The following is a 15,586-nucleotide window of genomic DNA, read 5'->3' as shown; positions in this document are numbered from 1 at the left end:
GGCTCAGAACGAGTTGACGATGCCGTCGTAGGCGGCGTCAACGTCCTGACTGCCGTTGAAGTTGGCGAAGACCTCCTGCAGCGAGGACTGGATCGCCGGGGCGACCGCCGTCCCGTGTGCGATCGCCGGCGGCTGCGTGTTCGAGTTCTGGAAGTCCTCGAACTGCCGGGAGAGGAAGTCGCCGAACTCGTCCATCGGGACGTCGGTGCGCGGCGGGATCGACCCCTTGACCGGATTGAACCGCTCTTGGGCGTCGACCGAGCCCGCGTAGTTGAGGAACTGCTCCGTCGCCTCCGGCGAGGGGTTGCCCGTCGGGAAGACGAACGAGTCGATGACGGACTGGTAGACGCCGGAGGTGCCGGGGAACGGCACCATGTCCCAGTCGCTCTCGAACTCGAAGTCCTCGGCGGAGCGGTACTGACCGGCCGCCCAGTCGCCCTGGTGGAGGAAGGCGGCGTCGCCGGAGATCACGTCGTTGTTCCCCTGGTCCCAGCTGATCGAGCCGGCGTCCTCGGGGATGTACTGGAGGTAGTCTGCGAGCAGCTGCAACGCCGAGCGGACCTCGTCTTCGAGTCCGGAGACGTCGCCGCCGATCAGGGTCTGGAAGGCGTCGACGCCCTGTTCGCCGATGAAGATGCTCTCCCACAGCTGGAGCGAGGACCACGGGCTCTGGGTCTGGTGTGCCATCGGCGTGACATCGGTCTCGGCGTCGAGCGTCTCGAAGACGCCGAGGAGGCCTTCCGGCCCGTCGATATCGGTCGGGTCGACGCCGGCGTCGTCGAGGACGCTAACGTTGTAAAACAGGTTGTTCAGCCGGTGGATGTTGATCGGGACCGCGACGAGGTTCCCCGCGGGCCGCGCGAGGTCGACGACGTCACCGAGGTACGCGTCCCGCATCTCCTCGTCCCACACGGAGTCGCCGATGTCTTCGAGGAGGTCCTCGTCGGTGTACGGCGTGAGCGCCTGACCGGGCCATATCTGGAACGTGCTCGGCGGGTTCCCGTCGATGACGCGGTTCTGGACGACGGTATCGATCGCGGAGCCGGCACCGCCGGGTGCCGGGTTGTCGACGATCTCGACGTCCGGATGCTCCTCTCGGAAGCCGTCGAGGAGCGCCTGATACGCGTCCTGCTCGCCGCCGGCGGTCCACCAGTGGATGATCTCGAGTTCGCTGGATCCGCCGTCGGACCCGTCGCCGCCGTCACTGCCGTCGGACCCGTCCGACCCGTCGCCGCCGTCGGACCCGTCGCCGCCGTCTCCGCCGCCCGAGCACCCGGCGATCCCCACGGTCGCGAGGGTGCCAGCACCGGCAACGTAGTGTCGGCGAGTGAGTCGGTCGGCGTCGTCGGTTGCGCTGTCTCGTGTCATGTACGAGCCCGTTTCAAACCCCGCGTACTTAACGATTGATGTTCATTTACTCCGAAGGTTAATAAAAGTCCCATCCAGCGTGTTGGGGCGTGACACGGCGGTAGAGGACGCCTTAGCGAGCGAGAGACAGATCGGGATCGACCGTCGAATCCGGCGCGTTACCGGACCGTTTGCAGTGAGTCAGCAGACGCCGCGTGCGGTGAGTCAGCAGACGCCGCGTGCGGTGAGTCAGCAGACGCCGCGTCCGGCGAGCCATCGGTCCCGAGGGCGAGCCGACGCCGCCCCGCCGACCGACCGATTCTTGAGCGCGCGTCACCGACACTCGCGCATGGAGGGACCGCTGTGGATCGACGCGCACGCTCCCGCGCTCGACGAGATACGACAGACCGAGGCGCGCGAGCGGCTGGAGCGCGCGGTCGACGAGCCGATGAACCTCGTGGTGCAGGGGCCGCCGGGAGTCGGGAAGACGGCGGCGACGCGGGCGCTGACGCAGGCCGCACACGACCACCCGGAGAGCGACCTGATCGAAATCAACGTCGCTGACTTCTTCGGGCGCACGAAAAAGGAGATCCGGACCGACCCCCGGTTCGAGGGGTTCCTGCAGGGGCGCAGCCGGATGGCGAAACGCGACATGATAAACCGCGTGCTGAAGGAGTCGGCGTCGTACGCGCCGATGTCCGGCGAGTACAAGACGATCCTGCTGGACAACGCCGAGGCGATCCGCGAGGACTTCCAGCAGGCGCTCCGGCGGGTGATGGAGAAGCACCACCGGACCACGCAGTTCGTGATCGCGACCCGGCAGCCGTCGAAGCTCATCGCGCCGATCCGCTCGCGGTGTTTCCCGGTGCAAGTCCGGTCGCCGACCACCGACGAGACGATCGACGTACTCGAAACTGTCTGCGAGCGGGAGGGCGTCGACTACGACGCCGACGGGCTGGAGTTCGTCGCCAGCGCGGCCGGCGGCGACCTCCGCGAGGCGATCCTCTCGGCGCAGGCGACCGCGGTCGAGGGCGGCGAAGTCACGATGTCGACCGCCTACGAGACGCTCGGCGAGGTCGGCGACGACGACGCGATCCGAGAGGCGCTCGCCGCCGCGCGAGAGGGGAACTTCGGCGACGCGCGCTCGGCGCTCGACGACCTGCTTGAGGAGGGGGGGTACGACGGGGGAGACCTGCTGCGGGAGACCCTCCGCGTCGCGCGCGCCGGGTCGGCGTACGACGGCGCTGACCTCGCCCGACTGCACGTGCTCGCCGGGGAGGCCGACCTCGACCTGACGGACGGGCTCGACGACCGGCTCCACCTCACCCACCTGCTGGCGGCGTGGGCGGCCGGCCGCACCGAACTCGAACCGCCGCTTCGCGAGCCCGCGGAGGCCTGACGTGAGCCGGAACCCACCGCTCGCGCGGGTGCTCCCGTTCCCGGTCGTCGACGCCGCGTGGCGGCTGGCGCTCGTCCCCGCGCTCGCGGCCGCCGTGACGCTACCGCTCGTTCCCCCCGTCGGGATCGCCATGACCGCGCTCGCGCTCGGCGTGCTCTGGTTCCACCGCGACCCGGACCGCGCGCCCCCGGACGCCGAGGGGGTCGCGGTCTCGCCAGCGGACGGCACCGTCTCAGTGATCCGCGAGGAGGGAGACAGGCTCCGCGTCGGGGTGTTCATGAACGTCACCGACGTGCACGTGAACCGCGCGCCGCTCCCCGGAACGGTCAGGGAGGTCAGACACCGTCCCGGGGCGAACCGCCCGGCCTTCGACAAGGAGTCCGACCGGAACGAGCAGGTCGTCATCGACTGCGAGGAGTACGAGCTGCTCGTCATCGCCGGCTGGTTCGCTCGGCGGATCCACCCGTCCGTCGAGCCCGGCGACGCCGTCGACCGGGGCGAGCGCGTCGGACACGTCTCGTTCGGCTCGCGCGCCGACGTGGTGTTGCCGGCGGACGTGCGCGAATCGGACCTCCGCGTCGCCGAGGGCGAGTCCGTCCGCGCGGGCGAGACGATCATCGCCGAGCGGCCGTAACCGACTCATCGCCGAGCGGCCGTACGCCGACCGGGGGTTCAATTCGGTCGACCGAGACGAGACGCTCGGACCGTCGCCACGCCCGTCGGCCACCTATTTATCCGACCGCGTCCACGGGCCGTGCATGACCGCATCACGCGCGCCGGCCGACCCCGAGGTACGGGAGTTCGAGGCGACGGTCGAGGCCGCTGACGGACGCGAAATCGTCCTCGACGAGACGTACTTCTACCCCGAGTCCGGCGGCCAGCCGGCCGACCGCGGCACCGTCGACGGCGTCCGCGTCGCCGACGTACGCGAGCGCGACGGGCGGGTCGTCCACGAACTCGACGCCGAAGGCGAGATCCCCGCGCCGGGAGAGACCGTCACGGGGATCGTCGACGACGCGTTCCGCACGTACTGCACGCGGGCACACACCGCCTCGCACGTCCTCTACGGCGCGGCTCGGCGGACCTGCCAGGATCTGGGCTACGCCGGCTTCGACATCGCGCCGGAGAAGGTGCGCGTCGACCTGACGACCGCGGAGCCCCTCGACGACGCCGACCTCGTCGAGCTGGAGCGGCTCGCGAACCGGGCCGTCTGGGACTCGCTACCCGTGTCGTGGGCGCAGTACCCCGAGAGCGAGGCCCGCGCCATCGACGAGATCGCGTTCAACGCGAAGACGGAGGAGGGCGCGATGGGGGGGAGCGAGGCCGTCCGCGTCGTGACGATCGGCGGGAACGGCGGCGCGGCGGCCGGCGCTGAGACCGACGGTGGCGGCGAAGCCGGCACGGACGGTTCTCCGGGCGACGACGCCGGCGACGACGCCGCCCCGTGGGACGTGGCCGCCTGCGGCGGCACCCACGTCCGGACCACGGCCGAGATCGGGCCGATATCGGTGCTCGACCGCTCGAACCCCGGAGAGGGCGTGACCCGCGTCGAGTTCGCGGTCGGGCCGACGGCGATCGACCACGACGCGGCGGTCCACCGCGCGGCTCTCGACGCGGCCGCCGGGCTCGACGCGCGGATCGCGGACCTCCCCGACGAGATCGATCGGCTGCGCACGGAGGCGGACCGGCTCGAAGCCGACCTCCGCGACGCCCGCGGCGACCTGCTCGCCGCCAAGCTGCGCGAGTTCGAGACGACCGAGGTCGACGGCGCGACGTGGGCCATCGGGACGGTCGGCGGCGCGGACCCGAACGACCTCCGCGGCCCCGCGGACGCGATCGTCGGGGGCGGCGTCGCGGACGGGCCGGCCGACGCGTCTCCGGACGCGCTCGCCGCGGTCGGCGGGGGCGACGCGCCGTTCGTGGTCGTCGCGGTCGCGGACGACGCGAGCGGCGACGGGGCGGAGAGTCCGGACGCGGGTGGGGTCGTCGACGCGGTCACGGACGCGTTCGGCGGCGGTGGCGGCGGCGGCCCGACGTTCGCGCAGGCCGGCGGGCTCGACGCCGACCCGGACAGCGTGGTCGCGTGGCTGCGGGAGCGATGACCGGCAAGCTCGGCCCCGAGGCGCTGGCGGAGGTGCTCGCGGCGACCGGCGCGGACGACCCGTCGGTCTCGACCGGTCCGGCCTACGGCGAGGACGCGGCGGCGATCGACCTCGCGGGCGCGGCGGAGACGCTCGTCGTCGCCGCGGACCCCCTGTCGCTCGCGGCGGACGCGGTCGGAGAACTCGCGGTCCACGTCGCCTGCAACGACGTCGCCGCGAGCGGCGCGGACCCGCGGTGGCTCACGCACACGCTCTTCTTGCCCGACGACGACTCCGAGCGGCGACGGACCGTCACCGAGCAGGTCGACGAGACGGCGAGCGAGGTGGGCGTCGCGATCGTCGGCGGCCACACCGAGGTGTTGCCGGCACTCGACCGCCCGCTCTGTTCGATGACCGCGCTCGGGACCACGGACCGGTTCGTCGCCAGCGGGGGCACAGAGCCCGGCGACCGGCTCCTGCTCACGAAGGGCGCGGGGATCGAGGCGACGGCGATCCTCGCGACCGACTTCCGCGAGGCGTGTCGTGACGCGGGGGTCTCGGCCGAGACGCTCGATTCCGCCGCCGGGTTTCTGACGGAGGTGAGCGTCGTCCCCGACGCGGCCGCGGTCCGGGAGGCGGCGACCGCGATGCACGACCCGACCGAGGGCGGCCTGTTGACCGCGCTCGTCGAAGTCGCTCGTGCGAGCGAGACGACCCTCGCGGTCGAGCGCGACCGGGTCCCGGTTCGACCCGAAACGCGGGCCTGCTGTGACGCGCTCGGCGTCGACCCCCTGGCGACGTTCGGCTCCGGCGCGCTGCTCGCCGCGGTCCCGCCGGACCGCGTCGACGAAGCCCGGGAGTCGCTGTCGGCGGCCGGGATCGACGCGGGGGTGATAGGCGAGGTGCGGGCGGACGAGTCGGCCGACCGCGACGACGCGGCGGCGGTCGGCCGCGACGACACGGCCGGAACCGTCCGACTCGACGGCGACCGGATCGCGGAGCCGCCGCGAGACGAGCTGTACCCGCTGTGGGAGTAGGTGCTGTGACGGCCGAGCCGTGGTCAGCTCCCCCGATCAGCTTTTTGACGGTGGGGGCGAACCGGCCGATATGACTGGCGCACGCGTCGGCTCGTCGCTCACGGACGAACAGGCGGCGGTCCGCGATCTCGTCCGGGAGTTCGCGGCCGAGGAGGTCCGACCGGGAGCCGGCGAGGCGGACGCGACGGAGACGTTCCCGGAGGACGTCTGGGACGGACTCGCGGAACTCGGCCTCACCGGCCTGACGGTCCCCGAGGAGTACGGCGGGCGCGACGCCGACGCGACGACGTACGCGATCGTCAACGAGGAGCTCGCACACGGCAGCCTCGCGGTCGCGACCGCGCTCTCCGTCCACTGTCTCGCGACCGCCTGTCTCGCCGAGTTCGGGAGCGACGACCAGCGCGAGGCGTGGCTGCCGGAGATGGCCGAGGGGCGGCCGGTCGGCATGTTCTGTCTGTCGGAGCCGCACGCGGGCTCGAACCCGGCGGAGATGTCGACGACCGCGGGCTACGACCCGACGGCGGACGAGTACGTGCTGAACGGCGAGAAACAGTGGATCACGAACGGGGAACGCGGCGGCGTCGCGATCGTCTTCGCGAAAGTTCCGGACGGGGGCGACGGCTCGCACTCCGGCGACGCGGGCGGCGAGGTCGACCCGGACGGCGGTGCCGACGGCCCCGACACGATCACCCAGTTCCTCGTTCCCGCGGACGCGCCGGGGTTCGAGGTCGGGAAGAAAGAGGAGAAACTCGGGCTCCGCGCGTCGGACACCACGGGTATCCGCTTCGACGGATGTCGTATCCCAGCCGAGAACCGCCTCACGGAGGTCGGTGACGGACTCTCCGCGGCGTTCCGGACGCTCACGAGCGGGCGGATCGGGATCGCGGCGCAGGCGGTCGGCGTGGCACAGGCCGCGCTCGACGAGTCGACGGCGTACGCGGGCGAACGCGATCAGTCCGGTCGTCCGATCGGCGACGTCCAAGCGATACGCCACAAACTCGCGGAGATGGCGACGGACGTGTCGGCGGCGCGGCTGCTCGTTCGCGAGGCGTGCCGGCAGGCGGAGGCCGGCGAGGACCCCCGCATCGCCGCCTCGAAGGCGAAGTATCGCGCGAGCGAGGCCGCGATGTCGGTGACGAACGAGGCGGTCCAGATCCACGGCGGCGACGGGTACACGACCGAGTTCGACGTGGAGCGCTTCTACCGCGACGCGAAGATCACGGAGATATACGAGGGAACGACGGAGATCCAGAAGACGATTATCGCTCGGGGCCTGTTAGGCGAGCGATGACGGACGACGTCGCGGGCGACATCGACGCGAACGACTCGGCGAGTGCAGCCGACTCCGTCGTGCCCGCCATTCCGGCGTACGACGCGGTCGTCTACGACCTCGACGGCACGCTGGTCGACCTCGCCGTGGACTGGGGGGCGGTCGCCGAGGCGGTGCTCGACGTGTACGCGGAACGCGCGATCAAACCGCCGACCGGGGAGCTGTGGGGACTGCTCGGCGCGGCCGACGAGTACGGGATCCGCGACTCCGTCGAGGCGACGATCACGGAGTACGAGCGGGCCGGCGCGCGCGACTCGACGCTGCTCCCGCTCGGGCGTCGGCTCGCCGAGGCGGGAGAATGCGCGAGACGGGGCGACGGCGCCGAAGACCGTCCCGCCGTCGGGGTCTGCTCGCTCAACTCCGAGGCGGCCTGCCGGGTCGCGATCGAGACGCACGGGCTCGCCGGGGCGCTCGAATCGGACGCGGTCGTCGGGCGCGACACGGCCGAGACGTACAAGCCGGAGCCGGAGTCGCTGCTCGCGGCCGTCGAGCGGCTCGGGGCCACGCCGGACCGGGCGCTCTTCGTCGGCGACTCCGAGCGCGACGCCGTGACCGCGGAGCGCGCGGGCACCGGCTACGCGTGGGTCTCTGAACTGCTCGACTGACGCGTCGCGGGTGGATCAGTCGTCGGCGTCGTCGCGGCCCTCCTCGTTCCCGCCGTCGCGGTCGGTCGCCGCGTCGCGGTCCGCGCCGCCGTCTCCGGCCTCGGTCCGTTTCGCGTAGAGCGCGACGACGACGGCGGTAAGGAACCAGATCGGCGCGCCGACGCGGACCGCGAACGCGGCGCGAGCCCCCCACGTTTCGAGGGTGACGAATCCGGAGAGGGCGGCGACGACTGGCGCGCCGACGAGGATGGTGACGACGAACGTGGTCTGCATCACCCAGCCGTAGTCGACGCCCTCGTAGTCGGCCCGCTCGACGGGTTGCACGACACGGTTTCCGAGCCGAACGGACAAATCGGTGGCGGTCCCCGCCGCGGACGCCGCGGACACCGCGGTGAGACGAGTCTCGGAGGCCGCCGCGACGCGATAGCGCGTGTGGTGTGAGCCCGGGGGTACGCCGAATTCGGCGATTTTAACCGGTCGCACCGGCGTCTTCGAGACATGACCACGACGCGGGGACTCCGGGACCGCGAGGAGCCGATCACGATGTTGACCGCCTACGACGCGCCGACCGCGGCGATCGTCGACGAGGCCGGCGTCGACGCCGTGCTCGTGGGCGACAGCATGGGCAACGCCGCCTTAGGCTACGACTCGACGCTCCCCGTTACGTTCGCGGAGGTCGCGAGTCGCACCGGCGCGGTCGCCCGCGCGACCGAGGACGCTCTGGTCGTCGCCGACATGCCGTTTCTCTCCTTCGGGGTCGACGAGGCGGAGTCGGTGCGCAACGCCGGCCGGCTGCTGAAGGAGGCGAACGCGGACGCGGTGAAGATCGAGAGCGGCCCGCACACCGTCGAGATGACCCGACGCATGACAGACGTGGGGATCCCCGTGATGGCGCATCTCGGCTTGACGCCCCAGCACGTCAACCGCCTCGGCGGCTACACCCGACAGGGGACCGACAGGGACGCCGCCGAGGAGATAATCGACCTCGCCGGCGCACACGCCGACGCGGGGGCGTTCGCTCTGGTGTTGGAGCACGTCCCGGCGAACCTCGCGGGGGCCGTCACCGAGGCGCTCGCGATTCCGACGATCGGGATCGGCGCGGGTCCCGACTGCGACGGACAGGTGCTCGTGATCAACGACGCGGTCGGACTGGGCGAGTGGGCACCCCCCTTCTCCCGACAGTTCGGCGACGTGCGAGGAGAGATGCTCAATGCCGTCGAGGCGTACGAAGAGGCCGTGAGGACGGGCGAGTTCCCGGCCGACGAACACTCACATGTCGAAGACGATCTCGACGACCTGTACTGACGGCGTGCCCCGGTCGGCGTGGGGTATATACGCGTCAGCGGCCTACTCTCGCGCGTGACAACCCGGACCATCCGCGCCCGCGACCGGCCGGTGTTCGGCGTCGACGTGCAAAGCGGCGACGTTCGCGGCGACGACCCCTCATACGCCCTCGTTATCTTGGACCCGGTCGACGCCGAAGACCGGGACGCGGCGGACGTCGACTTCGACGGTCCGGTGGCGCGGGTGACCCGCGACGTCGTCTCCTTCCGGAAGCTCTGCCGGCTGATCGACGACCGCGAGCCGCTGTACGTCGCCACCGACAACGCCTACGAGCTGGCGGCCGACAAGGGTGAGCTGGTGGGGTTCCTGCGGTCGCTGCCGGACGGGACCCGACTCGTGCAGGTGACGGGCGCCGAGCGCCCGGAGCCGCTCTCTCGGGTCGCCTCCAGACACGGGATCCCGTACGGGAAAGATCCGATGGAGGAGGCGGAGGCGGCAGCACGGCTCGCCGCGGCCAACGTCGGCCACGAGGTGACCGCGTTCACGGACGAGACGCGGGTGAAGGTGTCTCGCGGTCGCTCGACCGGGAAGGGCGGCTGGAGCCAAGACCGGTACACCCGCCGGATCCACGGCAACGTGCGGAAGCGGACGCGGCAGGTCCAGTCGAAGCTGAAGGAGACGAACCTCGAGTTCGACCGCGAGGTGACGGAGAAGTACGGCGGCTACGCGAACGCCGTCTTCACGGTCGAGGCTCGACCGGAGGATATCCCCGTGTCGAACTCGCGGGCGGGCGACGTGCGCGTCGAGGTCGAACGGGAGCGCCGCGACGGGATCGAGTACGAGCCGCTGGTGCAGCGTCGCGACCGCGTGATCGTCGGGATCGATCCCGGAACCACCACCGCGGCCGCCGTGGTCGGCCTCGACGGCACCGTACACGCGCTCTACTCCTCGCGGACCGCCGACACCGCCGACGTGACCGAGTGGATAATCGAGCAGGGGCGGCCGATCATCGTCGCCGCAGACGTGGAGCCGATGCCGGAGACCGTCGAGAAGTTCCGCCGGTCGTTCGACGCCGCGGGGTGGCGGCCCACCACCGACCTCCCGGTCGACGAGAAGCTCCACCGGACGCGGGAAGCGAGCTACGCGAACGACCACGAGCGCGACGCGCTGGCGGCCGCGCTGTACGCGTACGACGACCACGCAGACCAGTTCGAGCGGATCGCGGCGAAGACGCCGCCGCGGCTCGACCGCGAGGCGGTGATCGCGGGCGTGGTGGCCGGCGGCTCGTCCGTCGAGGCCGTCGTCGCCGACCTGAGCGAGGACGACGGGAGCGACGGCGGAGAGGACGACGCCGGCGCGGGCGAGTCGGACCCCACCGAGCCGGAACGGAGCGAGGAGGAGGAGACGATCCGGCGGCTGCGCGAGCGCGTCGACCGGCTGGAGTCACACGCTGAGTCGCTCGAAGACGACCTCGCCGAGCGGGACGAGCGCGTCGAGGAACTGGAGGGAGAACTGGAGGAGGCCAAACGCGAGGAGCGGATCGAGGCGCGCACCCGGCGAGCCGTCTCCCGGCTCGAACGCGAGACCGACCGACTGGAGCGCGAGCGCGACGAGGCCCGCGATCGCGTCGACGAGCTGGAGCGGAAGGTGGAGACGCTAAAAGAGCTGTGGCGGCTCGACCACTCCAACTTCGGCGACGTCGCCGAGGGTCGCGGGCTCGCGAGCGTGAAGGTCGTAGAGCAGTTCACCCTCGACGCGTTGGAGGCGGCCGACGAGGCGTACGGGCTCGTTTCCGGCGACGTCGTGTATCTCCGCGACGCCTCCGGGGCGGGCCGGCGGACCGCAGAGCGGCTGGCGGAGACGGAGCCGCGAGCCGTGATCCGCGACGGGAACCTCTCCGAGGTCGCAGACCAGGTCCTGTTCGACCACGACGTGCCGGTCGTCCCGGCCGACGCGGTCCCGGTCCGCGAGGTCGACGAGCTGGCGGTCGCGGAGGAGAGCGCGCTCGACGCGGCCCTCGACGACTGGGAGAAGCGCGCGGAGCGCCGGCGGACGGCGGAGAAACAGGAGCACCTCGACCGGATCATCTCCGAGCACCGCGCGGGGCGGACGCTGCCCGAGACCGAGGAGTGACGAGACGGCCGACTCGGGAGTCGAGCCGAGGTTCACCGCGTTTTCAGAAGTCATATGACCGACAACCGCACAGTCGAGGGTATGGACGCACACGAGCGGATCACCCGGAACGCGGCCGAGGTGGTCACCGAGGAGGAGATCGAGGCGCTGGCCGACGACCCCGACGGGAAGCGGGCGTACGTCGGCTACGAGCCCTCGGGCGTCCTCCACATCGGACACATGCTCACCGCGAACAAGCTCATCGACCTCCAAGAGGCGGGGTTCGAGGTGACGGTCCTGCTCGCGGACGTGCACGCCTACCTCAACGACAAGGGCTCGTTCGAGGAGATCCGCCACACCGCAGAGCGCATGCGCGACCAGTTCATCGCCTACGGGCTCGACGAGTCGAACACCCAGTTCGTCCTCGGCTCCGACTTCCAGCTCGACGACGACTACACGCTCGATCTGCACGCGTTAGAGCTTGAAACCACCCTCGCCCGCGCCGAGCGCGCGATGGCAGAGATCACCTCGGGCGACTCGGTGAAGGTGTCGCAGGCGGTGTACCCGCTGATGCAGGCGCTCGACATCCCGTACCTCGGCGTCGACCTCGCGATCGGCGGGATGGAGCAGCGCAAGGTCCACATGCTCGCGCGCGACGTGCTCCCGAGCATAGACCGCGAGCCGCCGACGAGCCTCCACACGCCGCTCATCGCCGACCTCGCGACCGGACGCGGGAAGATGTCTTCCAGTACGGGCGTCACCATCTCCATGGAGGACGACCGGTCGGACATCGAGTCGAAGGTGAACGACGCGTACTGCCCGCCGACTGCGGACCCCGAACCGACCGACGAGGGCGAAGAACGGGAGAATCCCGTCCTGCAGGTGTTCGAGTACCACGTGTTCCCGCGGTTCGACACCGTTCGCGTCGAACGGCCCGAGGAGTACGGCGGGGACCTGACCTACGACGCGTACGACGCGCTCGAAGCGGACCTGGAGTCGGGCGAACTCCATCCCGCGGACGCGAAGGGCGCACTCGCGGAGTACCTCGATCGGCTCATCGCTCCGGGGCGCGAGCAACTGGCGGAGTAGACGACCTCACTCGCGCGTTTTCGCCGCGGTGTGACCGGCGATCTGACAGGACCCGTCCAGACAGCTCCGGCCGGCGGCCGTCTCGAATATCGGGAGCCCGCAGTCGCACTCGTCGACGACGACGCCCGACGGGATCGAGAGCGTCGTCTCGCAGTCGGGGTTCTCGCAGGCGAGGTACACCCGTCCCGGCGCGAACTCGACGGCCAGCGATCCCTCGCAGTCGGGGCAGTCCCAGACGCGGTCGAACCGCTCGCTGACGGCCGCTTCCATCGGGTCGCACGCCGGGTCGAGACAGAGGTGAAACGGCTCGCCGCGCTCGACGCGTATCTTCGGGAGCCCGCAGTCGTCACACGTCGCGTCCGTGACGCTCGCGCCCGCCGGGAGCCCCCACCGTCGCTCGCAGTCGAGACAGACCACGTCGCCGTGCGAGCGCACGAGCGCCCCGCCGTCCGCCGGGCAGGTGCCGACGGGCACGCCGGCCACCGTGACCGGGAGCGCGCGGCTCGCCGTCGCCTCCGTCGAGACGACCCGAAGCCGGCGGCCGCCGTCGCGGGCGGTGACCGAAAAGCCCGCGCCGTCGCCCTCCACGACGACCGACTCCGGACGGGTGAGCCACGCGACCGGCTGGTAGCCGTCGGCGTCGTGGACGAGCGTGGTGTCGTCCGGTTTGATCAGGACGACGACGCGCCCGCGATAGCTGCGCGAGCGGTCGCCGTGTTCGGTCACCTGACAGTCGCCTGCGAGCACGCGGAGTCGTTCCGGCATACCCCGGCTGGCCGCGGTATCGGTGTTAAGGGGTCGGCGGGGATCGGAGGGGCGGCCGCCGAGGCGGGAGGCTACTCGACTCGAACCGTCCGCGTCGACCTGACCGGCATCAGCGGGAGGTCGGGGTAGACGACCTCGACGACGAACTCCAGTTCGTCGGTCTCCGGCGGTCCGAACACGCCGACCGGAACCGTCGTCTCCCCGTCGAGATACGTCGTCTGCGCGGTCATCTCCACGTCGTTGACGGTTACCCGAATTCCCGTGCGGGCGCGGCCGGAGACGGTCGAGACCGCGATCTCACACAGCTCGTTTTCGCCGACTGCGACGGTGTCCGGGAACGAGCCCCAGTCGACGTCGACCCGGGGAGACTCCCGAGCGGCGTCGACGATCCGCTCCGCGACGGAGCCGCTCACGCCGGCGTTCTCGAGCGCGCTCGCGCCGGCGTCGACGACGGCCGCCGGCGAGGTGAGCCCGGCGTTCGCGAGCCGCTCGGCACGGCCGGAGCCGACGCCGTCGATCGCCGTGAGCGCGACCGCTTCCCGGGAGACGCCGTGTTCGACGCGCGCCTCGACGCGAGCGGCGAGGTTGGCGGCCCGGGGACCGGCGAAGCGGTCGAGGAACTCCGCGAGCGCGGCGAGCAACCGGAGCGCGTTCTGCCGGATCACCCACGCGTCGGAGCGGAGGTCGGAGGGGATCGAGTCTTCCATTCCCGCGATCAGGATGGCGAACACCTTGCGGTGGCCGTCTTCTAAGTCGGTGTCGCGGTCGTCGAGGATCCGGTCTATCGCGTCGGACTCGGCCGCGCGAGCGGAGACCGAGTCGAACTCGCCGGCGGCCGCGACCGTCTCCAACAGCGAGTCGACGGTCAGCGTTTCCCGCTCCGCGAGCCGGTGGAACCGCCGTGCCGTGTCGAGTCGGAGGTAGTACTTCGAGGCGAGGCGTCCGAGCGCCGTCGGCTCTATCGCGAGGTCGTCGGCCGTGAGGAACCCCTCGTCGACGAGCGAGTCGAGGGTGTCGCGGACGCGGTCGCGAAGCGTCGCGAACTCGTACGACTCCGGTTCCGACTGCGCGCGGACGTAGTAGAACGTCGTCTCTAGCCACTCCATCACGTCTTCGACTCCCTGTATCGTCCCCATCGCGACCTCCGCGTTGAGGTGCGACTCCAACTCGCCGGCGAGCCGCGACTCGATCGGCTTGCCCTCCGCCAACAGCTCGCGGTACCGGTCGGCGTCGCCGTGGTCACAGACGACCCAGCCGTATCCCACGTCGTCGTAGCCGGGCCGCCCGGCTCGCCCGAGCATCTGGAGCACGTCGAGCGGCGAGATGTCCGTCTCGCCCTCCAGCGGGTCGTGGTACTTCGTGTCGCGGATGACGACGCAGCGCGCGGGGAGGTTCACGCCCCACGCGAGCGTCGAGGTCGAAAACAGCAGCTTGATCTTTCCCTGTTTGAACCACTCCTCGACGCGGTCGCGGTCGTCTTTTCCGAGCCCCGCGTGGTGGAAGCCGACGCCGTCGGTGACTGACTGTCGGAGCGTGTCGTTGGTGAGCTCTTTCGCCTCGTTGTGGAAGTCGTAGTCGCCGCGAGAGTCGATCGGGATGTCCCGTTCGGTGATCTCGTCGCGCGCCTTCTTCGCCGCCTGCACCGTGTCCTGTCGCGAGGAGACGAACACGAGCGCCTGTCCGTCCTCGCGGACGTGGGGCTCGGCGAGATCCAGCGCGCGGTAGAGTCGGCGGTACTTGTCGGCAAAGGCGTTCGACCCGTGCGAGTACGTCTTCACGCCGGTTTCGAGGTCGACGGGGCGGTACTCATCGCCGAACTCGTAGGTCGTCTCAGCGGGCGCGTCGAGCCACGCCGCCACGTCGTCGACGTTCGGCATCGTGGCCGAGAGCGCGACGATGCGGGGGTCCTGCAGCCGCCGGAGCCGCGAGACCGTCACTTCGAGCACCGCGCCGCGCTTCTCCGAATCGAGGAGGTGAACCTCGTCGATGACGACGCAGTCGACGTCGGTGATAAACGAGTAGCGCGCGGAGTCGTGTTTGCGGGTGGCGCTGTCGGCCTTCTCCGGCGTCGTCACGAGCACGTCCGCGCGCTCGGCGCGGCGGGGGTTGAGGTCGCGCTCGCCGGAGACGACGTAGACGGAGTAGCCGAGTTCCTCGAACCGGTCCCACTCGCTCTCCTTCTCGTTCGTGAGCGCGCGGAGCGGCGCGACGAAGAGCGCGGTCCCCCCGGCGTCGAGCGTCTTGCAGATCGCGAGCTCGGCGAGCGCGGTCTTACCGGACGCCGTCGGCGCGGACGCGACGACGTTGTGATCGGTATCCAGTATCCCGGGGAGCGCCTCTCGTTGCATCCGGTTGAACTCCTCGAACCCGAAGGCGTCGGCGAACTCCGGGACCGCGTCCGCGACCTTCACGGCACACCACACCCGTGGACGAGTCGACGGCGACCGGAGCTGTGTCGCATTGGATCGAGTCGGGGGCTTCGAGAGCAAAGGCGTTTCTCATGCGGCCGCCCGCGAGCCGCGACTCGGCGTCCGCGC

13 protein-coding genes are annotated in these 15,586 nt (G+C 70.9%); 9 read left to right on the top strand and 4 right to left on the bottom strand.

The features are described 5' to 3' along the window. Positions 1-3 precede the first annotated feature (3 nt). The gene (locus tag NO930_RS01480; protein WP_256402252.1) at positions 4-1,368 is read right to left on the bottom strand and encodes an ABC transporter substrate-binding protein; all 1,365 of its coding nucleotides are present in this window, start codon (positions 1,366-1,368) and stop codon (positions 4-6) included. Positions 1,369-1,696: 328 nt separating this feature from the next. Between NO930_RS01480 and NO930_RS01475 the strand changes: the two genes are divergently transcribed. The 6 genes from NO930_RS01475 (at position 1,697) to NO930_RS01450 (ending at position 7,799) form a co-directional block, all read left to right on the top strand. Continuing rightward, positions 1,697-2,746, top strand: coding sequence for an AAA family ATPase (locus tag NO930_RS01475; protein ID WP_256402251.1), 1,050 nt, complete (start codon positions 1,697-1,699; stop codon positions 2,744-2,746). A gap of 1 nt (position 2,747) precedes the next feature. Continuing rightward, positions 2,748-3,380 (top strand): protein sorting system archaetidylserine decarboxylase, encoded by a 633-nt coding sequence (locus NO930_RS01470; RefSeq protein WP_256402250.1) that lies wholly within the window; start codon positions 2,748-2,750, stop codon positions 3,378-3,380. Positions 3,381-3,504: 124 nt separating this feature from the next. Then, entirely contained in the window at positions 3,505-4,848 is a 1,344-nt protein-coding gene (locus NO930_RS01465; RefSeq protein WP_256402249.1) for an alanyl-tRNA editing protein, read from the top strand. Further along, on the top strand, positions 4,845-5,864 hold the full coding sequence (locus NO930_RS01460; RefSeq protein WP_256402802.1) for an AIR synthase family protein: 1,020 nt from the start codon (positions 4,845-4,847) through the stop codon (positions 5,862-5,864). The genes NO930_RS01465 and NO930_RS01460 overlap by 4 nt, the downstream gene beginning before the upstream one ends. Before the next feature lie 70 nt (positions 5,865-5,934). Beyond that, on the top strand, positions 5,935-7,155 hold the full coding sequence (locus NO930_RS01455; RefSeq protein WP_256402248.1) for an acyl-CoA dehydrogenase family protein: 1,221 nt from the start codon (positions 5,935-5,937) through the stop codon (positions 7,153-7,155). Continuing rightward, positions 7,152-7,799, top strand: a complete 648-nt coding sequence (locus NO930_RS01450) for an HAD family hydrolase (RefSeq protein ID WP_256402247.1) — start codon at positions 7,152-7,154, stop codon at positions 7,797-7,799. Before NO930_RS01455 ends, NO930_RS01450 begins: the two co-directional genes overlap by 4 nt. 15 nt (positions 7,800-7,814) lie before the next feature. On the opposite strand, the gene NO930_RS01445 is transcribed toward NO930_RS01450, so the two are convergent. Continuing rightward, entirely contained in the window at positions 7,815-8,123 is a 309-nt protein-coding gene (locus tag NO930_RS01445) for a DUF5822 domain-containing protein (protein WP_137783199.1), read from the bottom strand. 174 nt (positions 8,124-8,297) lie between these two features. Here NO930_RS01445 and panB point away from each other — a divergent pair, with 174 nt between their 5' ends. From panB to NO930_RS01430, 3 genes are all read left to right on the top strand, one after another. Beyond that, positions 8,298-9,104, top strand: coding sequence for a 3-methyl-2-oxobutanoate hydroxymethyltransferase (gene panB / locus NO930_RS01440; protein WP_137783198.1), 807 nt, complete (start codon positions 8,298-8,300; stop codon positions 9,102-9,104). Positions 9,105-9,158: 54 nt separating this feature from the next. Then, positions 9,159-11,216, top strand: coding sequence for a DUF460 domain-containing protein (locus tag NO930_RS01435; protein ID WP_137783197.1), 2,058 nt, complete (start codon positions 9,159-9,161; stop codon positions 11,214-11,216). 81 nt (positions 11,217-11,297) lie between these two features. Continuing rightward, positions 11,298-12,284, top strand: a complete 987-nt coding sequence (locus NO930_RS01430) for a tyrosine--tRNA ligase (protein ID WP_137783196.1) — start codon at positions 11,298-11,300, stop codon at positions 12,282-12,284. 6 nt (positions 12,285-12,290) lie between these two features. On the opposite strand, the gene NO930_RS01425 is transcribed toward NO930_RS01430, so the two are convergent. Then, the gene (locus tag NO930_RS01425) at positions 12,291-13,049 is read right to left on the bottom strand and encodes a PDDEXK family nuclease (protein WP_256402246.1); all 759 of its coding nucleotides are present in this window, start codon (positions 13,047-13,049) and stop codon (positions 12,291-12,293) included. A gap of 71 nt (positions 13,050-13,120) precedes the next feature. After that, the gene (locus NO930_RS01420; protein ID WP_137783517.1) at positions 13,121-15,460 is read right to left on the bottom strand and encodes a DEAD/DEAH box helicase; all 2,340 of its coding nucleotides are present in this window, start codon (positions 15,458-15,460) and stop codon (positions 13,121-13,123) included. Between the last annotated feature and the right edge of the window lie 126 nt (positions 15,461-15,586).

This window comes from Halorubrum salinum, assembly GCF_024494575.1.
Lineage (GTDB): Archaea > Halobacteriota > Halobacteria > Halobacteriales > Haloferacaceae > Halorubrum > Halorubrum salinum.
The sequence above is the reverse complement of the archived record's forward strand: the minus strand, read 5'-3'. Positions and strand labels throughout refer to the sequence as shown.